This window comes from Photobacterium sagamiensis (assembly GCF_050337085.1).
GTDB classification, from domain to species: Bacteria; Pseudomonadota; Gammaproteobacteria; order Enterobacterales; family Vibrionaceae; genus Photobacterium; species Photobacterium sagamiensis.
In genome coordinates, this window is sequence record NZ_JAKJSP010000013.1 from 60120 (window position 1) to 82101 (window position 21982).

The following is a 21982-nucleotide window of genomic DNA, read 5'->3' on the forward strand; positions in this document are numbered from 1 at the left end:
CGTAATGGCTGGCGGCGAGCTACCGAAATCGACCAGCCTGATCCAGCCTATATTGTTCAGGATCTATACCCTCATTGATTCGCTTCGGCCTTTCTGTATCTTGTGGCCCCTGTCTGACTTACGCGATTATGAGCTTTTTGGTCGCAAGCATATCTGAAGGTTTGTGGGCCGCATGGTAATGGCAAATTCTTCTTCCACCACAGGAGGAACCTCCGGCTGATAAATATCAAATTGCTGACATAACATGGCGACAACCATTTTTGCTTCCATAAAGGCCAGCGATTCACCGGGACAGTGGCGGGCGCCGCCACCAAAGGGAAAGTGACTGGTGGCTCTATGCGGGCAGGCTTCAGTAGCCATTGCTTCAGTCTGCCAACGTTCCGGTCGGAACTGATAGGCGTCAGGAAATCGGTCTGTATTCATTCCCCCCAGTCGCGTCATTAAAAAGAGGCGGGTACCAGTTGGTAATTCTGTGCCATCTACTAGTGTGACTTGATCAACGGTTTCAGCTGATATCATGGGCGCGGTAGATTTCAGGCGCAACGTCTCCCGGGCTACTGACTCCAGATAGATCAGCTCATCCAACCCCTGAACGCTGAGTAGTCCCTCATGGTTTTGTCTGATCTGTTTTGCTTCTTCACAAATTTTGTCCTGAACCTCTGGCTGCTGGCTGATAAAATACAGCATCCAGGCGATCAGGTTAGAGGTTGTGTCTTCTCCTGCCAGCAGTAACGTCAGAATGTTGGCAAATAGCTCTTTGTTGGTTAGCCGGTTATTATCGTCATCAGAGGCGGCTACCATTGCCTGCAGTATGGTTTCTGGGGAATCCGCCAGTTCCGGGTTTTGTTGAAGTTCGGCGTGGGTCTGTTCCACTATTTCCAGTGCATATTTCTCAACTTCGATCAGCGCCTGCTCAACGTTGCGATCTTTTTGAAGTTTGATGTAATGCCAGTAAGGAAAAGGCATTTTTGTGCGGCTGTTTAGTACCGGGAAGATCACTTCCAGATATTTCTGCAGATCATCGCCGTCATGCTCCAGCAGTCGGGTGTCGTGGCCGAATACCAGTGAGGTGGTGATATCAACAGTAAAACGACGGAGATCATCATGAATGGCGAAAAGGGTGCTCTGTTCGCTTTTTTTCATGAGACGCAGACGAAGCCGTTCAGTGATTTGTTCCAGCAAGGGAAAAAATGAGGTCAGGCTCTTTTTACTGAATGCAGGCATAATCAGTTTGCGTTGTCGCTTCCAGCTCTCGCCATTGGCTGAAAGGACACCGTGGATCCCAAGCTCTTTGAATACCTTTTCCAGGTTGGCGGTACGATTGAAGGATTTTGGACGTCGTCGCAGAATATCTTTTACCACCACAGGGTCTGATATCACCACAAACAACATGCCCGCAATATTAATCTTGTAGGTATCGCCATATTCCAAACACCATTGTTCAAGTACCTGATGGAGGTTTTTTGTCTGTACTTGCAGAAAGTTACCCAGCAACGGCCAGCCTTTGGGCTGGGGCAGATCTTTCAGTGTCCTTTTTTCAATTTGGTTTGTTCGTATCACTGACTCTGTCATGCTTGTGTTTTCCTCTGTATTAACCAGACCTGTTGTGTAATACCAATCGGTATAATAGAAATGCAAACAAATCGTACCAGTTGATAAGTATAGTAACGCTGGAGCAATTGTCCGTTAAAGAGAAAGGAAATCTCTGGTTGGGGGGATAATTCAACCTAGGGTGGTTACTGCTGTTTCAGGGGGAGATATTGTTGGTATGCGACAGATAGGACTGTTAATAACGTGTACGATAGCCTCACTATCGACGCGTTTTCTCTAAAGATGTCGGTAAAGTTTATGCGTGAGGCCATCGTTGATGGCCTTTCCGTAAGAAGACGTCATGCAAAAATGAGCAGGTAAGTGCTATTTCTACTATTTGCTTCGTGTTATCCGTCGATTAAGTGGTTATCGACGGTTCAAGCCGAAGATCGATAAGTTTAAACTGGTTTACATCGAACAGACCTTTTACCGTCATTTTTAATGATGGAATAACCGGAAGCGCTAAGAAACTCATTTGCACAAATGGTTCTGCGACGGTTACCCCAATCCGTTTGGCTGCAGCCTTTAATACCTCGATTTGACTGGCGATCATTTCTGAGCTTTCCAAGCTCATGATCCCGCCCAGCGGTAACATGAGATCTGCGGTTATCTTGCCGTTTTGTACAACACAATACCCACCGCCTATCGCCAACAGATGGTTGATGGCAAGGGCCATACTTTCTTCATTAACACCTATGGCAACAATATTATGAGAGTCGTGACCAACGCTGGATGCAATGGCACCTTCGCTGAGTTCAAACCCCTTCACTAACCCCATCGCCGGTGGAAGCTGGTGACCATAGCGTTCAACGATGGCCAGTTTGTTGATATTTTTTTCGGTAAACTGACAGCCATCGAAGCGACAAATCAGGTGATCGGTGATCAGCTCATCTTTTACTATGCTAATCACATTATAATCGCCTGTTTTCAGGTTGATTTTAAATTCATCCGCCGTCACTGTCTTATGCTGCATGCTTGGCTGCAAGGGAGGGGTAGAGATGGCTAGTTTGTCTGAAACCGACGCTGCCAGCTTCAACTCGTCAACAAACTTACCGCCAATTAATACCTGCTGAATATCGACCTGATGTAAATCAGTCATCAGGTTGAGATCGGCCTTATATCCGGGAGCAATGAGTCCTAACCGACGTAAGCCGAAGTGTTTAGCTGCTGACCAGGAAGCTACCCGGTAGGCAAGGTGTGGTTTGATTTTATGATGTTGGATCAGCCTTTTGACTAAGTAATTGATATGCCCCTCTTTCGCTATTTCATGAGGGTTGCGGTCATCGGTACATAGCAAACATAACGGCGAGCTATATTCGGTGATTAAAGGGGCCAGGGCATCGAGATTTTTGGCGACAGATCCCTCTCGTATGATCACCGCCATTCCTTTGGTGAGCTTTTCTTTGCCTTCATGGTAACTCACCGTTTCATGGCAATTTTGAATACCGCTGGCGACATAACCAGACAGCTCAAGTCCGCTCAATAACGGGCAGTGTCCATCCAGATTGAGTTCACTGAATGCTGCCAGCTTATCTAACATGGCAGGGTGGCCATTAAGCACCGATGGATAATCCATCACCTCGGCTAAACCCAGCACATGCGGATGGTCGAGATAGCTCTTCATTTCATCAAGGGTAAAGTCACTGCCGTTGATATCAAGCCCGGGCACAGCTGGAACACAAGAGCTAACCTGCACAAACATGTTCTGGTGTGTCATCTCACTGCACCGCAAGAACCATTCAAGCCCTTCTTTTCCCACTACATTGACTAATTCATGCGGGTCGCAGACGATGCTGGTGGTGCCGAGAGGCAAAGTCGTGCGCTCGAATTCGAACGGGGTCATGGTTGATGTTTCAACATGCATATGCCCGTCGATAAACCCCGGTACGGCGATTTGCCCTTGGCAATCGACTATGCGTTCGGCCTGTAAGTGCTCGGCTTCTGCACCGAGAGCAACGATGTAGCCCTCATCAATCACAATGGGCCCCGAATTGATCTCGCCATTAATCAAATCCAGTACCGACAGGTTGGTCAGTTTTAGCGAAGCGGTTTGTTCTTTGCGAAGGATAGCCAGTATGCGCGTGAGCTGTTCCCGACTCAGTTGCTGGGTGTGCTTATGCATTATGTTTGACATAACCGACTCCTGATCAATGACTATCGATAAATACAAATTTGATAATAAACAGCAGAGCAACAATCGCGACGCCGGGGTGGATTTCACGCCAGCGGTTTGTACCCGCTTTCATCACGCAGTAAGTAATAAAGCCTGTAGCGATACCTTCAGTAATGGAAAAGCTAAATGGCATCATGACGGTAGTAATAAAGGCGGGAGCGGCTTCTGTCATGTCGTGCCAGTCTATTTTTGCCAGCCCGGAAGACATCAAAATACCGACGTAAATCAGGGCACCGGCAACCGCGTAGCCTGGCACCATAGCAGCCAATGGAGAAAAGAAAATAACGACGATAAATAACAGGCCAGCGACAATGGCGGTTAAACCGGTTCGGCCACCAACGGCAACACCAGCGGAGCTTTCAATATAGGCTGTTACTGTTGATGTTCCCATGTAAGCACCAGCAACAGAGGTCAGTGAGTCTGCCATCAAGGCTTGTTTCATTCGGGGAAAGCGGCCTTTATTATCCGTGATCCCGCATTTATCGGTGACACCGATCATGGTGCCTGAGCTGTCAAACAAACTCACTAAAGCAAAGGAGAAAATAACGCCAGCAAGGGCAAAATCTAACGAACCAGCAATATCGACCTGGCCAAAGGTACTTTCGATACTTGGCGGCATTGCCATAATGCCGGTGTATTCCACATCGCCCATGAGGGCAGCAATTGAAGTGACGACAACAATAGAGATAAGCACGGCGGCATGAATACCACGGGAAGCCAGAATAACAATAATAAAGAAGCCAAGTGCACCTAAAACACACTGTAGCGAGCTTAAATCACCAATGGTGACCATTGTCGCCGGGCTGGCGACGACAATCCCGGCGTTGCTCAACCCGACCAGCGCAATAAGCAGGCCGATACCACTTGGAATACTGATACGTAAGCAGCTTGGAATATTAGTCAATATCCATGAGCGAATACCAAGAGCGGACATCAGGGCAAAGCATATTGCTCCCCAGAAAATTGTCCCCATACCGACCTGCCAGCTTATCCCCATGCCGACCACAACAGAGAAGGCAAAAAAGGCATTCAGTCCCATCGCTGGTGCTAACGCAATAGGAAGGTTGGCAATAAGCCCCATGCCAATACAGCCCATGGCACTGACTAAACAGGTGACAACAAAAACCCCACTCGGATCCATCCCGGCGGCAGACAGTATTTGCGGGTTAACAAACACAATGTACACCATGGTCATGAAGGTGGTGATACCTGCAATTATTTCGGTAGATAGGGTGGTGTTATGGGCTGTGAGTTTAAAATGGCTTTCAATAAACCCCTGTTGGGGCTCAGTTTGAGGGGCGGTCAATGAATCTGTAGAGCCCTCATTGACGGGGGCACTATTGTCACTGCTTGGCATGGTCATAAATAATTCCTTGTCGTCTTTCATCTAACAGGTGGGCACACTGATTAAGCAGTTTATTTCTGAATGTGTTACATCATTGCTCGATGCTTTGTCTTAACTGAAGACAATCCAATCAATCGTGAAATAAACTGAGTTAAATTTTTTCGCGAAGATTTATTAATGACAAATAATCGCGCTATTCATAATTATTTTCAGGTGCTGACGATTTATAATTTCTATGGGTCGTTAAATACTCGAATACATTCTAGGGAATTTATCGATGAAATAGGCATGACGTGGCTCTCACTTTGCGGACTTTATTATTCCGCATAAAGGCTTATTTGATGAATTCATCAATGACAAAATTGATTTAAATCAAAAGCTGTTTAGGAAGAGATAACAGAATATGAGAAAGTTGAACTAGGCAGAGGTTTATGGTTGTTGGTTAATGTTTAATCAAAGTAGTGTCTTGATTATGGAAGATTATTAGACGTTTATGATAGATTCAGCAAAACCTCGTGGGCGACCTAAACAAGAAGCTGAGCAGTTTTGCAGCCACCAAGCTATTCTTGATGTTGCCCGAAGTCTGTTTATGAAGCATTCATACAGTAAGGTAACAACGCGGAAGATCGCACAGGAGGCAGGTGTTGATGTCGCGTTAATTGGCTATTATTTTGGAAATAAAGGCCAGCTTTATAAAGCGGTGTTTGATGATATTTATAAACCGTTCTTTCAAAAGCTGAATCAACTTGAGAAAGCCTCATCAAACAGAAATACGATTGAAGATCTTTTCATGACAATTTTTAATTTGGATGTAGAATATCCGGAGCTATTAGGCATTATTTATAAAACGCTGGTACTTAATGATGGCCCGAGAAGAAGTTATATTGATAAATCAATTTTGTCATATACCGATGATTTCCATATTAAGATCTTCTCTGCCTTGCAACAAAAAGGCTTTATAGAACCAGAGCTGGATGTCATTTTGCTAAAAGACAGTTTTAATGCTTTAGTGATGATGCCTTTTTTCTTCTACCCGTTAAAAAAGGAAGGCAGCTCAGAGGAAGAAACCATTCAGTATTGTGAGAAACTGTACCGGCAAAATATCCGGTTGTTCCTGCACGGGTGCGCCATAAATTAAGTACCAGGGGTTTATAAGTCGCAACTAACATTGCTTGCTTACCTCAAAATGAATAACACCGACTTATACTGGCAATCCGAAATATGATACAACTAAGCAAGATATCAAAAGGTGAGTCGTTTTATGGTAATTCGTTATGTTCAGCCAGTGCATTCTGCTCTGGTCGAGAGGTTTCTTACTGAGCTGAAACAAGCTTCCAAGCAAGGTTCAGTACTGGATCTGGCTTGTGGGAATGGACGTAATGGTCTGTATCTGGCCCGATTGGGTATTCCCGTTGTGTTTGCCGATCATGATACCGATAAACTAAGCCAAATAGACAGCATTATTAAAGCCGAAAAGCTTCCGGCTAAAACCTGGTTGATAGATCTCGAAGCGGGAGAGCCAGTGGTGGATCAAATGTTTGGCGCCATCATTGTATTTCGTTATTTGCACCGGCCGCTTTTTAAGCTGATAAAAGCCAGCATTGCTGACTCTGGTTTAGTGATTTATGAAACCTTCAATCTGGGGCAAAGAGCTTATGGCCGACCTCACAACCCTGATTTTTTACTCCGGGAAAATGAGTTGGTGGAGCAGTTTGACGATTGGCAGATCATTCACCATTTTGAAGGTGTAGTCGCTGATCCTGAACGCTCGATTTCACAGGTTGTAGCATTGCGCGAGCTCCAATAATCGTCAATACGAATCCATAATTGTGCTCTCTATTTCTGATCCTAAGAAGGCCACATCATGTGGCCTTTCTTAACGGTTTATTTACCTGCGATTTTTGCAGCAAGTAAACCTTGCATGGTGTAGATATTTGTCTTGCCGTTAAATTCAAGTGCGATTGGCGAAGACTGACCTGATACCCAGACTTTGAGTTCAGCATCGAGATCAAAATGTCCGGTAGACTCAACGGTATACATAGTGATGGCTTTATATGGGATAGAGCGGTATTCAACCTTCTTACCGGTTAGCCCTTGCTTATCGATGAGGATCAAACGCTGATCAGTCAGTACAATCATGTCACGGATCAGTTTGTAAGCTAATTCAATTTGTTCTGATTGCCCCAGAATTGTTGACAGCTCTTCGGTCGCATCAGCAATACTCATCTCGCCAGCATTGCCTAATAGTGCATCAAATAGTCCCATTCTTGAGATCCTTCTTAATTAAGTTCATGAAGACTATCAGATAAAGCAGTATTAAATACAACGACAATTTCAGCAGCTACCATCATATAAACAAGTTAGAGCAACTTTGATAATGGCTGAGAGGTGGCTGCATGTGTTTCTTTTTTAGTTTTATACCTGCAACGTTTTGGTTGGTCATTGGTTACGTGGTCTTGTTTCTGTCCTCTAAAGTCGACGGTCGGCTACAGACATTTGGCCGGGTGCTGGCGATCTGGATCTTTGTGATCGCCGCTTTTATTCTCATGATGGGCTTAGTGGTCACCTTAAGCGGTTTGTGCCCGATATCAGACATGATACAGCATATGGGTGAGCTGTAATTTCATACCAATAGAGGAAGGATTATCAGGCAATGCATTTTGAAGATAGCTAATCTATAGATACAGATGATTCCCGAAAAGTTGGGGAGATTAAGTTGAGTGATATATCTAATCAAGATTTCAGTCACTGGGTTATCAACCATCGGTGGTGGCTCATCTTCTCCACTTTAGTTCTTCTTCTTGTGGCCGCAAACGGTGTTCAGTACCTGACCATCAATAATGACACCCGGGTTTTCTTTTCCGAGGAGAACCCGCAGTTCAAGGCATTGGAGGCACTGGAAAATACCTATACCAAAGATCAGAGCGTTGTTTTYGTGATTGCGCCGAAAAATGGGAATGTCTTTACCCGTGAGACCCTGTCGGCTATTGAGGAACTGACCGAAAAGTCATGGCAAATACCCTATTCAAGCCGGGTTGACTCCGTTACGAACTTCCAGCATGCATATGCGATTGAAGATGATCTCATCGTTGAGAACCTGGCTGAAGATGTACAACAGCTGACGGATGAAGATTTAACCCGCATCAGGAATATTGCACTTTCAGAACCAGTGATCGTTAATCGTCTGCTCTCACCCTCAGGCCATGTCACCAGTGTATTCATTAACTGTCTCTATCCCGGAGAGTCGCTGGATGAGGTGTCGCAGATCACTGAGTTTTCACGCAACCTTGCCGGTGAGTTTCGAAGCAAATATCCCGAGATTGATATCTACCTGTTCGGTAGTGTCATTATGGACAATGCCTTTGGTGAAATCGGGCTCGATGACATGGTGAACCTGATCCCGTTTATGTACCTGGCACTGATCGTTATTATCGGCCTCTGCCTGCGTTCGGTCATAGCGACGTTCACCACCTTTCTGATCATTCTGATGTCGATGTTAACCGGTATGGGGCTGGCCGGGTGGTTCGGTATCAGTCTTACCGCCGCCTCTATTTCTGCACCAACGATTATTATGACCCTTGCCGTAGCAGACAGTGTGCATATTCAGGCTTCAATTTATCAGCTTATGCGGGAAGGAAAATCAAAGCATGATGCGATAGTCGAGTCACTCAGAATTAACCTTCAGCCGGTGTTTCTGACCAGCATCACCACCGCTATCGGCTTTTTGTCGATGAACTTTTCCGATGCCCCCCCTTTCCGCGATCTTGGTAATATCGTCGCAATGGGGGTAATGGCGGCATTCATTTATTCTGTCTTCTTTCTCCCTCTGCTGCTGACTGTCATGCCTCTCAGAGCAAAAAAGAGCACCAATGACGAGATAATTCCCAGTTGCAACTGGCTGGCCTGTTTCGTTATCAAAAGGCGTAATGTTGTGTTCTTTGGCTCGTTAGTTAGCATCATCGTTATAAGTGCCGGAACAGCACGGATTGAACTAAACGACAGTTTTCTCCACTACCTGGGGGAGCGATATGAGGTGCGTCAGGCCGGTGACTTTTTTCAGAACAACCTGAGCGGTGCCGATGTTATCGAGTATTCCCTTAAGGCGGAAGAGTCGGGCGGCATCAATAGCCCCGACTATCTGGCAACCGTGGAAGCGTTTGCTAACTGGTATCGCCAGCAGCCCAAGGTTGTGCAGGTTAGTACTATTACTGATACGGTGAAACGCCTGAACAAGAACCTGCATGGTGATGATGAAACGTATTACCGTATTCCTGAATCGAGGGAGCTCGCGGCCCAGTACCTGTTGCTTTATGAGCTGTCTCTGCCTTTTGGCCTCGATCTTAACAACCAGATCAATGTGGATAAATCAGCAACCCGCATGTCGGTTATTATCAGGGATACATCAACCCGGGAGATCCGTGAGCAGGATGAGAAAGCGCGGCAGTGGCTGAAGCAGCATGCGCCGCCAGGCATGTTCACCTATGGAACAGGGCTATCGGTGATTTGGGCGCATCTGTCAGAGCGCAATATTCAAACTATGCTAGGTGCCTCTTTCGGCGCACTGGTACTGATCTCCCTTATTCTTATTTTTGCCCTGAAAAGCGTTCGCCTTGGATTGATCAGTCTGCTCCCTAATCTGGTACCGGCATTTATGGCGTTTGGTCTCTGGGGAGTGACAATGGGGCAGGTTGGGCTTGGCCTGTCGGTTGTTGTGGCGATGACATTGGGTATTGTTGTTGACGATACGGTGCATTTCATCAGCAAGTACCTGCGAGCCCACCGTGAACATGGCATGGGGCCAGAAGAGGGGATTCAGTATGCGTTCCATACTGTGGGTACGGCAATGTGGGTGACGACAGCGGCACTTGTTGCCGGCTTTATGGTGCTGACGCTTTCCGGTTTTAAAATGAATTCCGATATGGGCCTGCTCTCAGCCGTGACCATTCTTCTGGCGCTGGCCATGGACTTCCTGTTCCTGCCAACCCTGCTTATGATAAGTGCCAAACACCGGAAACAAGGAGCGAAACCATGCGAGAAATGCGAGTAGCCGTACTATTTTCATTACTGATGATCCCTGTGACTGTTGGGGCCGAGACTCCGGAACAGAAAGGGCTTGAGATCGCCCGCGAAGCTGACCGGCGGGATAATGGCTGGAATGACTCCGAATCGACGTTGATAATGATCTTGCGGAACCGCCATGGCGACGAGAGTAAAAGGGAGCTTCGTGGCAAGGCACTTGAGGTTCAGGGGGACGGTGATAAAACGCTGACGATCTTCGATACGCCCAAGGATGTAAAGGGCACGGCTTTTCTCAATTTTACCCACAAAGTGGGCGATGATGATCAGTGGCTCTTTCTGCCTGCTCTTAAACGGGTAAAACGCATAGCATCTCGTAATAAGTCGGGGTCATTTATGGGCAGTGAGTTTGCCTATGAGGACATCGCGAGCCAGGAGATTGAGAAATACAGCTATAAGTGGCTCCGTGATGAGAACTATCAAGGGCGAGAATGTTTTGTTGTTGAATCTTATCCGATTGATAAAAAATACTCAGGATATACACGACTTGTCAGCTGGATCGACAAGGCTGAATATCGGAGCTGGAAAATAGAATTTTACGATCGAAAAAAGTCGCACTTCAAAACTCTGACCTTCAAGAGCTACAGGCAATATCTGAACAAATACTGGCGCCCCGATGAGATGAACATGGTTAACCATCAGAATGGTAAAAATACCCAGCTCATATGGGGTTCATACAGGTTTCGAACGGGCCTTACCGAGCGTGATTTCACCAAGAACAGTCTGAAAAGAGCCAAATGAAAGCACTGCGGACGTTTTTTATATCGGTACTGCTGGTGACAATGCTGTTGGCTTCATCAACGGCGGGCTCCGTTGAGTTTTCCGGATATGTGGCTGCGGAAGCGAGTCTCTTTGTTCATGATCCGACATTTCCCGGTCAAACCCGACATAGTGCATCAATGGCAGCGCAGCCGGAGTTTTATCATGAGTGGGATGGAGGCACGAGTTTCATATTTGTGCCATTCGGTCGTCTGGACAGTGCCGACTCGCAGCGCAGTCATGCTGATATTCGTGAGCTGAATATGCTCTGGATTGATGATAGCTGGGAAATTCGAATCGGTATTGCCAAGGTGTTCTGGGGGGCGACAGAGTTCGTTCATCTCGTGGATATCATTAATCAGACCGATATCGTGGAGAGCATTGATGCTGAGGTGAAGCTGGGACAGCCGATGGGGCATCTTACTCTGCTCCGGGACTGGGGAGTTGCCGAGGTCTTCATTCTGCCATATTTCCGCGAACGAACCTTTCCCGGTGTGAATGGCCGTCTTCGTACAGCATTGATTGTTGATACCGATCATGCTCGCTACGAAAGTGGTGATCGGCAGCGTCATATTGACTTTTCTGCGCGGTATAGCCATACGATCGGCGATCTGGATTTTGGCCTGTACTACTTTACCGGCACCAGTCGCGATCCCACGCTGATCCCGGTTATTGATGCTATCGGGCAACCCGTACTCATTCCTTATTATGAGCAGATCAATCAGGCTGGGACCGATCTGCAGCTGGTGGCCGGTGAGTGGCTATGGAAACTGGAGGCGCTGTATCGAACAGGGCAGGATGACTCCTTCACTGCCGCGACGGGGGGATTTGAATACAGTTTTATCGGTATCGCAGAGAGTGCGATGGATCTTGGTGTGATTGCCGAGTACGCATACGACAGCCGTGGTAGCAGTGCGACAACACCTTTTCAGAATGATGCGATACTTGGCCTTCGACTGGCTGTTAATGATATCAATGATTCCACGCTTCTGGCCGGCTGGTTTCAGGATGTGCAAAGCCCGACAAAGATCTTTCAGCTTGAGGCCAGTCGTCGTTTTGGCGAACAGTTTAAGGCGAGTCTGGAAGCTCGTACTTTCAAAGACCTGCCGCAAGGTGATCCAATATATAGCCTACGAAATGACGACCATTTTAAGTTCGAGCTAGCCTATTATTTCTGAGTCGCCTTAAAACCTATGGTTCAGTTATATTGTCTAGCGGAATGAGTTTTTCTACGTGGGAGATCGCTTTACCCCTGATAAACCCTGCCAGTTTCGCGATGGCCTGAAGTTCATCTCCGCTTATGGCAACAGACTCGGTAACCATAAGCTGGATTTCGAGATCTGCCGTTGAGTTTACAGCATAAGCTGCTCCTATCCGCACCATGACACTGATACGATCATCTCCCAGTAAGCTGTTAGAATCACCCTCGTCTCCACTCTTCAAATTTGTAATAGCAAAGCTTTCCATGTTTATGGCTGCCTGTTTTCTCACGCTGATGGCAGCCTCAACGGCCCGTCGGATCTCATCATCAGATATCTCCATTTCTCTTGCATGCTTGTAATGATATTTGGTACATGGCCGACACCCTGCAGCAACGGATATACCTACAGCGACCAGTTCTTTTTCTTTGTCTGTCCACGCCATAATTGACACTTCTGTAAATTGATTATTTGTTATTTATGAGCTTAGATGAAACTGAATGGCTCTGTTGGGTTACGATATTAAATCGTACCCCTTTATTCATATTTTTAACGTCTAGTACCTTGACTCATTAATTATGATTGAACAGATTAGTTTTTTATCGATGAAGCCAAACAGTCGTCATCCTCGAAATCGCTTAATGTTGATCTTTTCATTATCGATTGGATTTACAGTAGCGATTATCGGGGATCCACAGTCCACTGAACCTTCCGTGCATGATGGATCCCTGATAACCGCCTGGTGAGTTTTGAGAAAGCCTGAAAGTTCAGTGTTTGGCGGTTTCTGGGATGACGGACTTTGACTGTTTTAATCAATCATCTTCACTGTGTTTAGGTACTAGTAGGATTAAGCTGCAAAAAGCGCTACTTATAATTCCATTCAGGAGTCTTAAACGATGAAAAATGATGAAGTTAGAAAAGCGGTACGCAAAACTTATGGCAAGATTGCCAAACAAGAAAAAGGCTGCGGATGCTGTTGTGGTGGACAAGCGACTTCTGAGGAGACTTCACGTGACCTGGGTTATTCAGATGACGATGTAACAAGTGTACCGCAAGGCGCTAACATGGGGCTGGGTTGCGGTAATCCACAGGCCATCGCGAACCTGAAGGAAGGAGAGACCGTGGTCGATCTCGGTAGCGGTGGTGGCTTTGATTGTTTCCTGGCCGCCCGCCAAGTTGGTGAAAATGGTCACGTCATCGGTATAGATATGACGTCGGAAATGATCACTAAAGCAAGGGAAAATACAGAGCGCTCAGGCTTTAAAAACGTAGAGTTTCGTTTGGGTGAAATCGAACACCTGCCTGTGGCAGACAACTCTGTCGATGCCATTATTTCCAACTGTGTTATTAACCTGTCGCCTGAGAAATCGAGTGTGTTTTCCGATGCATTTCGCGTTCTCAAATCCGGGGGTAGGCTTGCTATTACTGATGTCGTAGCATTAGCCGAATTGCCTGATGAGGTGCGGCGAGATATGACACTGCACTCCAGTTGCGTGGCAGGCGCTTTGCAGATAGGCCAAATAAAAGAGATGTTGAAAGAGGCAGGGTTTGTCGAGATCCGCATCGAACCTCTGGATAAGAGCAAGGAGATTATCCGCGAGTGGATCCCAGGGCGCAAGATCGAAGAATATGTTCTATCAGCAACTATCGAAGCAGTGAAACCGTAACGCGTTCAGGGGCAAATTCACAATTGTTATTGCTTATTCAGTTAATCGCTTACCGGGAGAACTCAATAATCCCCCGGGAGCGTTTCAAACCATTTATTCAGATAAAATGGCAGCCGCAGTTTCTCATCAGTTGCTTGATATGTTCGTAATCCGGCTTTTCGCCACTGCTGCAAAACTGCTTCATCATCTCGATATCATCGTCGCTGAACTGCTCCTTCCCACACTCAACCATAAAAGACTTCATTTTTTCAAAATCCGGCATCCCGTTTGCGTCGCAACATTTCTTCATCATGACGTCCATCATCACCTCGTTTCGCTTTTTTGGTTTATCCTCGTCCAACTGTTCGCAAAGGCGGCACCGTTCAGGCCAGTTAACCCATACCCCGTGTCGTCATGCCCCTGAAATAGTCTGCAATTAATTAATAGACTAATACGATCAACAGCGCCAGAGAGGTGCCTTATGAGTCTATCGTGATGACCCTGCTAGTACTCGTTCACAGTATTTTTGACATGTGCATTTTCATGTGGAAATAGGGGAGAGACTCTCTGGTTGCAGCAGGGGAGGGAGTTGTTGATTACTTTATTTTGCTGTCATTTTTAGCATTGAAAAGACAACGACCCGTGAGCACGGGCCGTGATTAAGCAGGCAATTAAGATGGCTTTAATAGATTATGGATTCATCTCGTATTGATCTTTTGTGACATAAACATAATTATCCAGCACGCGCTGATAGCGTTCATTGTCCACCGTCGGACGCTTGATCATACGGTCACAAATCTTCTGCTGCAGTAGCGTCGCGCTCGATTTGGCACCGAGCTGCAGGGCAAATTTTGAGAAGTCCCGGATGATAAAGTCGAAGATCTGCTCAACCATATCATCATCGAGATCCATCAGTTTGGCTTTTTCCAAAATCAATTGCCCGTAAACCACTAACGTAAACAGCTCGCCCAAATTCAATAGAAAATCGAAGTCTTTTGTTTGCTCTTCGGTGGGTTTACCCACAAGCAACAGGATCTTCAGCAGGCGGATCTGTTTTTTGAACAGGTTAACGTTGGGTAAATCGACTTTACCGTAAACCTCGCGATAATCATGGAAGCGAGTTTTGCCTAACCCTTTGGTTGCGCCCTGATTAAACAAAAAGTCATCATTGATCGCTTGATCCATCTGCGGGATATCTTCAAACTTACCCGGTTTAAAGAAATAGTTACCCATAAACTTCAGTATCAACGCCATATTGACGTGAACTGTACCTTCCAGTTTAGGTAAGGCGCGAATATCTTTTACCGCCATCTCGAAGTACATATTCTTCTCAAACCCTTTGGCGGCCATTACATCCCATAACAGGTTCATTACCTCTTCACCCTGGGTCGTCACTTTCATTTTAACCATCGGGGTAAATAACAGATAACGCCGATCGTCAGGTCCCGCAGCACGCATATAATCGATCGCTCGCTGGGCAAATAGCTTCATTGCTGTAAGGCGGGCATAGGCTTCGGTAAATAACAGCTTAATATGGACAAAGTCTGTCACATAATGATCAAACAACCGCCGGTGAGAGGCGTGATTAATTGCTTCATAGAAGGCGTGGGTACAGATGCCGATAGATGCCCAGCCAAGGTTGAATTTGCCGACATTAACGGTATTGAGCGCCATATCCCAGGCATCCCGTCCCTTTGCCAGAATGTCTTCTTCGCGGATAGGGTAGTCATTAAGGCGGTATTCGGCCACATAGTTTTGCGAATTAACAACATTCTGAACTAATTCATAGTTGTCATGTTGAGAGTCCACCACAAAAAAGACGTATTCGTCTGAATCAGATAACTTACCAAAGGTTGAAACCAGTGCGGCCTTATTCCCATTGCCTATGTAGTACTTGCTGCCGTTAGCCCGATACGTGCCATCTTCTTGTGGTGTCAGGTACATGTCACTGGCATAAATATCAGCGCCATGTTCTTTTTCTGAGAGGCCAAAAGCGAATATGCCGCCCTCATTCAGTAATTCAACCGCTCTTTTTTTAACAATCTCATTGTCACTGATCCAGATCGGCCCTAGACCTAAAATACTTACCTGCCAGGTATACCAGTGCGCCAGCCCATAAAAGCCAAGTACTTCGTTCAGGGCGCAGTTGCGGAATGTATCCCATCGGGCATCTTTATTATTGCCGTAAGCGTCGGGAGTCAGAAAAGTGGCAAATAGATCTTCTTTTTTCACAAACTCTAAAAAATCCGCATACCAAAGGCGTTCATGATCATCTTCTTTAAGTTTGGCTTTGCCCCGTTGTTCAAAGAAGGCAATGGTGCTTTTAATTAATTTTTGTGAAGCTTCATCCAGCTGGTCATAATTTTCGGTTTTTGGGTTAAGTAAAACCCCTTTAGCCATTGCAGTTGATTTATGCCGGGCAGGTTGTTTTTTGAAGAAGAAATTTTTTGGCAGGTTTAACATTTTCATTGGAGCGCTCCCAATAGCCGTTAAGATATTGCATCCTAAAACAAAGTTAACGTTACACTGCGTTAACTTTATTAACATTAAACCAAGAAAAGATCTGTTACAGGAGTATTTACTCTAATGCGGGGTGGTGGTCACATTTTAATCAGAATTAATTGCTGTTCAGTGATCGCGATTCGCTCTGCCAGTCTGGTAGCAAATTTTACCCATCGTACTAAGTATAAAACTCGATGCATTACTATTAGCGTGTATTAATCTGGTTGCTTTGATTGATAAATCATCAATATCTGCTGTTTTATATTCACTTATGTTCATTATCTCCATATGATAAGGGTGATTTAATAAGAAGATGAACATAGAGGATAGGGATTCCCATGGAAAACACATTTGAACACGATCTTCCTGATGCTAAGGGGTATTTCGGTGAGTACGGCGGTAGTTATATTCCGGAAGAGTTACAGCTCGTAATGGATCAAATTACTGCGTCTTATTCTGAATGCCGTAAAGATCCGGAATTCCGCGCTGAACTGGCTCGTTTGTATAAACACTTTGTCGGGCGCCCCAGCCCTATTTTCCACGCGCAGAATCTTTCTGTGAAATATGGTGCTGATATTTACCTCAAACGTGAAGATCTCAACCATACCGGCGCCCATAAAATTAATCATTGTCTCGGTGAAGCACTGCTGGCAAAGAAAATGGGCAAGAAAAAGCTGATTGCAGAAACGGGAGCCGGACAGCATGGCGTGGCGCTCGCAACGTCAGCGGCATTGGTTGGGTTGAAATGTGATATCTACATGGGAGAAGTTGATATTGCTAAAGAGCATCCAAATGTCGTCAAAATGCGTATTTTAGGTGCGAATGTGATCCCGGTTACCCATGGTCGTAAGACCTTGAAAGAAGCCGTAGATGCCGCATTTGCTGCTTATCTTAGCGATCCGGTCAATCAGTTATATGCCATTGGTTCGGTGGTGGGGCCGCATCCTTTCCCGATGATGGTGCGCGATTTTCAGTCGATCATCGGCAATGAAGCCCGCGAACAGTTCCAGGAAATGACCGGGCAGTTGCCAGATAATCTGGTTGCCTGTGTTGGTGGTGGTTCGAATGCGATGGGGCTGTTCAGTGCCTTTTTGCAAGATGATCAGGTTGCCCTCCACGGTGTTGAGCCCGCAGGGCACACATTAAAAACGCCGGGTGAGCACGCGGCAACCCTAACGTTGGGTGAACCCGGTGTTATGCACGGCTTTAAGTCTTACATGCTTAAAGATGAGCAAGGTGAGCCGCAGGAAGTCTATTCAGTTGCCAGTGGATTGGATTATCCGGCTGTTGGACCTCAACATAGCTACCTGAAGGATCTTGGCCGAGCTAAATATGGCACCGTTGATGATGATGAAGCGATTGCCGCATTTTTTGAGCTGTCGCGTTCAGAGGGCATTATTCCCGCCATTGAATCTGCCCACGCTATCGCTTATGCAATAAAACTGGCTCAGCAAGGTGTGAAAGGCAGCATTCTGGTGAACTTATCCGGACGGGGCGACAAAGATATTGATTTTGTTGTTGAACATTACGGTAAAGATTACGACATTGAGTCTCTGTTATAGCCAATAACATGACTTAAGTTTGTCTTCAGACCTTTAAAACCGCCTTTTGTAAAGGCGGTTTTTTATTTGTTTCGCTTCATTAGTTCATAGCCATGCTGGGCTTCACTATACAATCAAGGCATTGGTATTTTTATGAAACTCCGCAACTTTCATCATGTATCATCAGAAGCAAATGAGTAACGTGTTGTTACCGAGACGATATTGTCTAAAGGCTATTACAAATAATGGATTATCAAGAACGTTTTCATAACTTACTAAACTACATAGATTCTCACTTAGATGAGGAACTAACCGTTGATAAGTTAAGTAATATTGCCTGTTTATCCAAATATCATTTCCACAGGCAGTTTTCTACGCTCGTTGGCATCACGGCATTTGCTTATATCAAACAAGCAAGAATGAAACGAGCCTCATATCAATTGGTTTTTAAGAAGAACATGAGGATTGTTGATATCGCTGTTGCCAATGGCTATGAAAGCTCAGAAGCCTTTTCACGTGCTTTCAGTCAGTCGATTGGCCAGAATCCTTCTCAATTTAGAGAGCAGCCGCAATGGGTTTCTTGGCACGAAAAATATCAATTATTCAAGAAATTGAGGGTTCAGCGTATGAAATCAGACAGTAGTGGGCATATAGTTGAAATTGTAGATTTTAGTGAAACTAAAGTTGCCGCATTAGAGCATCTTGGTGCCCTTGAATTAGTGGGTAATACGATTAACCAGTTTATTAACTGGCGTAAGGAAAACAACTTATCACCTAAGGTAAGCAGAACATTTAATATTGCTTATGATGATCCGGCGGTGACTGAACCAGATAAATATCGCTGTGACATATGTGCTTCGGTTAAATCTGATGTGAAAGAAAACGAGTATGGTGTTACGACAAAGATCATACCTGCGGGACGTTGTGCGGTTATCCGACATGTTGGTTCAGACGATACCATTAGTGAGACAATCACTTACTTATATTCAGAGTGGCTTGCGCAAAGTGAAGAAGAGTTACGTGATTACCCGTTATTTTTTGAAAGGGTCAGCTTTTACCCAGACGTGCTTGAAACTGAGGTGACCACAGATATCTACCTGCCCTTGAAGTAGCTAGTACTACATCACAGAAGTTTGACGAGCTCAGTCACCAAACGTCGTCATTCCGTAAAGTGAGGGGCGACATGTTTAGGAGCTTCAACTCTTCATGATTTAAGTGAAAGAGTACAAGGCGTAGTAAGTAAATGGTTCAAAAGCAGCTTATTTAAAAGGGATGGGAAAATAATGATGAAGTTAAAAAGTGTGTTTGTCAGTATTGCGGTGCTTATATCGTCTTCTGTTTTAGTCGGCCATTCACATGCCAATACAGTGGAGCAACCATCAGAGCAGTTTTTTTCATTGACCGAGATTAAAAACGCCGATAAGAAGGAGCTGATGCCTTTGGAATATATACCGGCGAGTGATGGCATTTCTCTGGCATATCGGTCTTATCTTCCGCAGCAAGCAAAAGCGATTTTGATTTTTTACCATGGTGCCGGTGCTCATAGTGGACTGACCTATAACCACCTTGGCGACGGATTGCGAGATGATTTTGATATCGCTGTCTATATGCCAGATATAAGAGGGCATGGCGGTTCTGGTGGTGATCGGGGTGATGCGCCGAGTGAAGAGCAAGTCTGGTCAGATATTAACGCGGTGGTTAAGCATGCCCGCATTCAGTATCCTGCTCTTCCGATCTTTGTCGGAGGACATTCTGGCGGAGCCGGTCTTGCACTTAATTATTCCAGTTGGGATCAAAGAGCCGCAATTGATGGGTATGTCTTTCTCGCGCCTTATTTTGGCTATCGCTCGGAAACCAATTATGACGAAGATAAAAATAATGGCTTTGAGTTTTCTACGGTTAATGTGTCAGACTTTGTGATCAACACCATGAGTGGCGGTCTGTTTTTTGGCCACTCGAAAGCGGTTAACTTTAATTTTCCGGAGAGCGTTTTAGAGCAGAATCCTGAAATTGTGACGTTTAATACGGTTAATATGTCTAACTCGGTAACGCCTCATTCCCCTGATGCGCAATTATCCCAATTACAGCAATTCGGACTGTGGATTGGCAAGCAAGATGAAGCGTTTGATCCAGTAAAAGTAGCTAGGTTTGCAAAAGAGAATAGTGACGAAAAAGCGCGAAAGGAAATAATAATCGTTGACGAAGAAAATCATTTTTCAATCATTTTAGAAGCCTCTAATCTCATTGGTCCATGGATAACAGGTACTAACTCTGGATCAACCTTGTAGGCTAAGCATTAGTTACAGCTTTTTATAAAGTGTGATTCTGACCTGTTACTACATGTAGTGCCGAACATGTCTCTGATGTTTTAACTTATTGGTATGTAACGAATTAAATTTTTGTTTGTTAGGTTGAGAGTCTATTCACATCAATTGCAGCATGTTTTAGTTCTTGTATTCAATCGCTATGCTATCGTTTTCACATATAAGTAATGAAGTTAAATGGTGGAAAGTGATATGAGGATTATATTGTGCTGCGGTGGTGGATTCTCAACCAGTATACTGGCAAAGAGAATGAGGGCGGAGGCTGAAACTAGAGGGATAGATTGTACGGTTGAAGCGTTTGCCGAGATTGAAATGAAAGATCAAATGCAAGATTGTGATGTTTGTCTAATAGGCCCTCAGATTAGTTTCTATAAAGATGATTTACAGAAAATTGGCAGTAAGTATGGTACGCCAGTCGCGGTTATCCCTAATATGGTATACGGTATGATGAAAGGAGATGAAGCATTAGATCAAGCTCTATCTCTTATTTAAAGCGAAGTTAATAGTAATTAGCCTGCTCCGTTATATCGCTGTTTTTATCTAGTATCTGATGCGGAATCTACTACCTTTATCACAGTATGTAGGACATGTTCATCTATATTCTCACCGGCTATTGTTACTTTACGATGCTAAGGAGAGCTGAGGATGAGTATGGAGCAGCAACGTCAGCGAGCTCAGCAAGCGTTTACAGAGAACGGGCAGAATATCGAAGTCGGAACCTTGCAAGGCTTTCCGTTAACGCTGGAGCAACTCAAAGCCACATCTGCTGAATCAAGCTATGTGGTAGAAACATTTAATTCTGGTCTTACTGCAGTGGTTTATCATCTGCTAATTAATGATCAAAGCTGGACGTTGAAATTAAAAAGAGAAGTCAGTTTGGTCAATAATATTGATGGTCAAACATCCTTTTTAAACGAAGTTCAGCGCAGGCGAGATCTGGCCGAACTGAAACAACGTTATCCAGAATGCTTAGTACATATCGTCGATACCCAATTTGCCTCATTCAGAGACGGCATTATTCTGTCACCGTGGATTGAAGGTAAACCGTTATCCAGTTTAAATCGCTCGTTATTTCAACAGATTTTTTCCACCATAGTAAACCTTGAACTGAATGGGCTGTTCGAGTGGGACTTCTGTCCGGGCAATATTTTACTCGACACCCAAGACGAGATAAAATTGTTCGACTTTGGTTATATGTATCAATTTGATCCTAAGGCTCATTTTAATAGCAATGGGCAAGATACGCAGTTATTTCATGGCATAGAGCGGTTCGAAACCCGTTTCTTTTTTGATTTTTTACTGAAAAATCCACTCAATCTATCTACAGAAGCATTATTTGAGCTGTATAAGCTCGAAAAGCAGTGTGCGCTACAAGCCTATCAAAGCAAACTGCAGCAGCTTGTTGAACTTGGCGCAGACGCGAGGGTGATTACGTGGCAGCAGGCAATTAATCATCGTTGGCAGGCAGCTCTGGCTAATGAGGTCGCTTTGCGAGAGTTATATTTGGCAGAAACCTACCGCTCAAATGTTCTCGATCTACTCGATGATTTACACGGACAATCTTGCACCCCTTATACCCTGAAAAAAGCGGATTTGGCTCTGAACCTAATTAACAACAACTTCGATCAATTACGTGCCGGAGACGTCTTCTTCTTTGGCGATGAAACACTGAGCAAAAGCGAACTGATTGCAAAGTACAGCCAATTTAGAAAAGATGCTGTGCATTTTCAGTTAGGTTAGATTACCTGGTTTATACGTCATCTATGAGTGCCAGCGAAGCGGCTGGCCTTGTTATAACCTGAATCCTAGCGTAATGGTTAACAGAAA

Annotated in this window: 19 protein-coding genes; 12 read left to right on the forward strand and 7 right to left on the reverse strand. The window is 45.1% G+C overall.

Going from position 1 to position 21982, the window contains the following annotated elements; translation table 11 throughout:
• Window positions 1-126: 126 nt before the first annotated feature.
• The 3 genes from L4D76_RS03895 to L4D76_RS03905 form a co-directional block, all read right to left on the reverse strand.
• Window positions 127-1572 (reverse strand): cytochrome P450, encoded by a 1446-nt coding sequence (locus L4D76_RS03895; RefSeq protein ID WP_428439628.1) that lies wholly within the window; start codon window positions 1570-1572, stop codon window positions 127-129.
• Between the two features lie 376 nt (window positions 1573-1948).
• Entirely contained in the window at window positions 1949-3724 is a 1776-nt protein-coding gene (adeD, locus tag L4D76_RS03900; protein ID WP_428439629.1) for an adenine deaminase, read from the reverse strand.
• 13 nt (window positions 3725-3737) lie between these two features.
• Window positions 3738-5126: an NCS2 family permease gene (locus tag L4D76_RS03905; RefSeq protein WP_428439630.1), complete on the reverse strand. Its 1389-nt coding sequence runs from the start codon at window positions 5124-5126 to the stop codon at window positions 3738-3740.
• Between the two features lie 475 nt (window positions 5127-5601).
• Between L4D76_RS03905 and L4D76_RS03910 the strand changes: the two genes are divergently transcribed.
• Window positions 5602-6246 (forward strand): TetR/AcrR family transcriptional regulator, encoded by a 645-nt coding sequence (locus tag L4D76_RS03910; RefSeq protein WP_428439631.1) that lies wholly within the window; start codon window positions 5602-5604, stop codon window positions 6244-6246.
• Window positions 6247-6369: 123 nt separating this feature from the next.
• A complete protein-coding gene (locus L4D76_RS03915) occupies window positions 6370-6915 on the forward strand; it encodes a class I SAM-dependent methyltransferase (protein ID WP_428439632.1) in 546 nt (181 codons plus the stop codon).
• A gap of 77 nt (window positions 6916-6992) precedes the next feature.
• Here the strand turns inward: L4D76_RS03915 and L4D76_RS03920 are convergent, their stop codons facing one another.
• Window positions 6993-7373, reverse strand: coding sequence for a PH domain-containing protein (locus L4D76_RS03920; RefSeq protein WP_428439633.1), 381 nt, complete (start codon window positions 7371-7373; stop codon window positions 6993-6995).
• 131 nt (window positions 7374-7504) lie between these two features.
• Between L4D76_RS03920 and L4D76_RS03925 the strand changes: the two genes are divergently transcribed.
• From L4D76_RS03925 to L4D76_RS03940, 4 genes are all read left to right on the forward strand, one after another.
• A complete protein-coding gene (locus L4D76_RS03925) occupies window positions 7505-7729 on the forward strand; it encodes a hypothetical protein (protein WP_428439634.1) in 225 nt (74 codons plus the stop codon).
• Window positions 7730-7824: 95 nt separating this feature from the next.
• Window positions 7825-10155: an efflux RND transporter permease subunit gene (locus L4D76_RS03930; protein WP_428439635.1), complete on the forward strand. Its 2331-nt coding sequence runs from the start codon at window positions 7825-7827 to the stop codon at window positions 10153-10155.
• The gene (locus tag L4D76_RS03935; RefSeq protein ID WP_428439636.1) at window positions 10137-10925 is read left to right on the forward strand and encodes an outer membrane lipoprotein-sorting protein; all 789 of its coding nucleotides are present in this window, start codon (window positions 10137-10139) and stop codon (window positions 10923-10925) included. The genes L4D76_RS03930 and L4D76_RS03935 overlap by 19 nt, the downstream gene beginning before the upstream one ends.
• Window positions 10922-12121, forward strand: a complete 1200-nt coding sequence (locus tag L4D76_RS03940) for a hypothetical protein (protein WP_428439637.1) — start codon at window positions 10922-10924, stop codon at window positions 12119-12121. The genes L4D76_RS03935 and L4D76_RS03940 overlap by 4 nt, the downstream gene beginning before the upstream one ends.
• 13 nt (window positions 12122-12134) lie before the next feature.
• On the opposite strand, the gene L4D76_RS03945 is transcribed toward L4D76_RS03940, so the two are convergent.
• Complete coding sequence (locus L4D76_RS03945; protein WP_428439638.1) at window positions 12135-12587, reverse strand: carboxymuconolactone decarboxylase family protein; 453 nt, start codon at window positions 12585-12587, stop codon at window positions 12135-12137.
• 451 nt (window positions 12588-13038) lie between these two features.
• Between L4D76_RS03945 and L4D76_RS03950 the strand changes: the two genes are divergently transcribed.
• The gene (locus tag L4D76_RS03950; protein ID WP_428439639.1) at window positions 13039-13809 is read left to right on the forward strand and encodes an arsenite methyltransferase; all 771 of its coding nucleotides are present in this window, start codon (window positions 13039-13041) and stop codon (window positions 13807-13809) included.
• 97 nt (window positions 13810-13906) lie between these two features.
• On the opposite strand, the gene L4D76_RS03955 is transcribed toward L4D76_RS03950, so the two are convergent.
• Together L4D76_RS03955 and L4D76_RS03960 are read right to left on the reverse strand one after the other, a co-directional pair.
• Window positions 13907-14101 (reverse strand): hypothetical protein, encoded by a 195-nt coding sequence (locus tag L4D76_RS03955; protein WP_428439640.1) that lies wholly within the window; start codon window positions 14099-14101, stop codon window positions 13907-13909.
• A 377-nt stretch (window positions 14102-14478) separates the two neighbouring features.
• Window positions 14479-16257, reverse strand: coding sequence for an acyl-CoA dehydrogenase family protein (locus L4D76_RS03960; RefSeq protein ID WP_428439641.1), 1779 nt, complete (start codon window positions 16255-16257; stop codon window positions 14479-14481).
• A gap of 371 nt (window positions 16258-16628) precedes the next feature.
• Between L4D76_RS03960 and trpB the strand changes: the two genes are divergently transcribed.
• From trpB to L4D76_RS03985, 5 genes are all read left to right on the forward strand, one after another.
• Window positions 16629-17852 carry a tryptophan synthase subunit beta gene (gene trpB / locus L4D76_RS03965; protein WP_428439642.1) on the forward strand — a complete coding sequence of 408 codons (1224 nt, stop codon included), beginning with the start codon at window positions 16629-16631 and terminating at the stop codon, window positions 17850-17852.
• Between the two features lie 224 nt (window positions 17853-18076).
• Complete coding sequence (locus L4D76_RS03970) at window positions 18077-18943, forward strand: AraC family transcriptional regulator (RefSeq protein WP_428439643.1); 867 nt, start codon at window positions 18077-18079, stop codon at window positions 18941-18943.
• Window positions 18944-19114: 171 nt separating this feature from the next.
• Window positions 19115-20119, forward strand: a complete 1005-nt coding sequence (locus L4D76_RS03975) for an alpha/beta hydrolase (protein ID WP_428439644.1) — start codon at window positions 19115-19117, stop codon at window positions 20117-20119.
• Between the two features lie 213 nt (window positions 20120-20332).
• On the forward strand, window positions 20333-20647 hold the full coding sequence (locus L4D76_RS03980; protein WP_428439645.1) for a PTS sugar transporter subunit IIB: 315 nt from the start codon (window positions 20333-20335) through the stop codon (window positions 20645-20647).
• A gap of 153 nt (window positions 20648-20800) precedes the next feature.
• On the forward strand, window positions 20801-21895 hold the full coding sequence (locus tag L4D76_RS03985; protein ID WP_428439646.1) for a protein kinase family protein: 1095 nt from the start codon (window positions 20801-20803) through the stop codon (window positions 21893-21895).
• Window positions 21896-21982 lie beyond the last annotated feature (87 nt).

Coding starts and splice junctions, on each gene's coding strand:
- L4D76_RS03895 (WP_428439628.1), bottom strand. CDS start 1,572: ATGACAGAGTCAGTGATACGAACAAACCAAATTGAAAAAAGGACACTG.
- adeD (WP_428439629.1), bottom strand. CDS start 3,724: ATGTCAAACATAATGCATAAGCACACCCAGCAACTGAGTCGGGAACAG.
- L4D76_RS03905 (WP_428439630.1), bottom strand. CDS start 5,126: ATGACCATGCCAAGCAGTGACAATAGTGCCCCCGTCAATGAGGGCTCT.
- L4D76_RS03910 (WP_428439631.1), top strand. CDS start 5,602: ATGATAGATTCAGCAAAACCTCGTGGGCGACCTAAACAAGAAGCTGAG.
- L4D76_RS03915 (WP_428439632.1), top strand. CDS start 6,370: ATGGTAATTCGTTATGTTCAGCCAGTGCATTCTGCTCTGGTCGAGAGG.
- L4D76_RS03920 (WP_428439633.1), bottom strand. CDS start 7,373: ATGGGACTATTTGATGCACTATTAGGCAATGCTGGCGAGATGAGTATT.
- L4D76_RS03925 (WP_428439634.1), top strand. CDS start 7,505: ATGTGTTTCTTTTTTAGTTTTATACCTGCAACGTTTTGGTTGGTCATT.
- L4D76_RS03935 (WP_428439636.1), top strand. CDS start 10,137: ATGCGAGAAATGCGAGTAGCCGTACTATTTTCATTACTGATGATCCCT.
- L4D76_RS03940 (WP_428439637.1), top strand. CDS start 10,922: ATGAAAGCACTGCGGACGTTTTTTATATCGGTACTGCTGGTGACAATG.
- L4D76_RS03945 (WP_428439638.1), bottom strand. CDS start 12,587: ATGGCGTGGACAGACAAAGAAAAAGAACTGGTCGCTGTAGGTATATCC.
- L4D76_RS03950 (WP_428439639.1), top strand. CDS start 13,039: ATGAAAAATGATGAAGTTAGAAAAGCGGTACGCAAAACTTATGGCAAG.
- L4D76_RS03955 (WP_428439640.1), bottom strand. CDS start 14,101: ATGATGAAGAAATGTTGCGACGCAAACGGGATGCCGGATTTTGAAAAA.
- L4D76_RS03960 (WP_428439641.1), bottom strand. CDS start 16,257: ATGAAAATGTTAAACCTGCCAAAAAATTTCTTCTTCAAAAAACAACCT.
- trpB (WP_428439642.1), top strand. CDS start 16,629: ATGGAAAACACATTTGAACACGATCTTCCTGATGCTAAGGGGTATTTC.
- L4D76_RS03970 (WP_428439643.1), top strand. CDS start 18,077: ATGGATTATCAAGAACGTTTTCATAACTTACTAAACTACATAGATTCT.
- L4D76_RS03975 (WP_428439644.1), top strand. CDS start 19,115: ATGATGAAGTTAAAAAGTGTGTTTGTCAGTATTGCGGTGCTTATATCG.
- L4D76_RS03980 (WP_428439645.1), top strand. CDS start 20,333: ATGGTGGAAAGTGATATGAGGATTATATTGTGCTGCGGTGGTGGATTC.
- L4D76_RS03985 (WP_428439646.1), top strand. CDS start 20,801: ATGAGTATGGAGCAGCAACGTCAGCGAGCTCAGCAAGCGTTTACAGAG.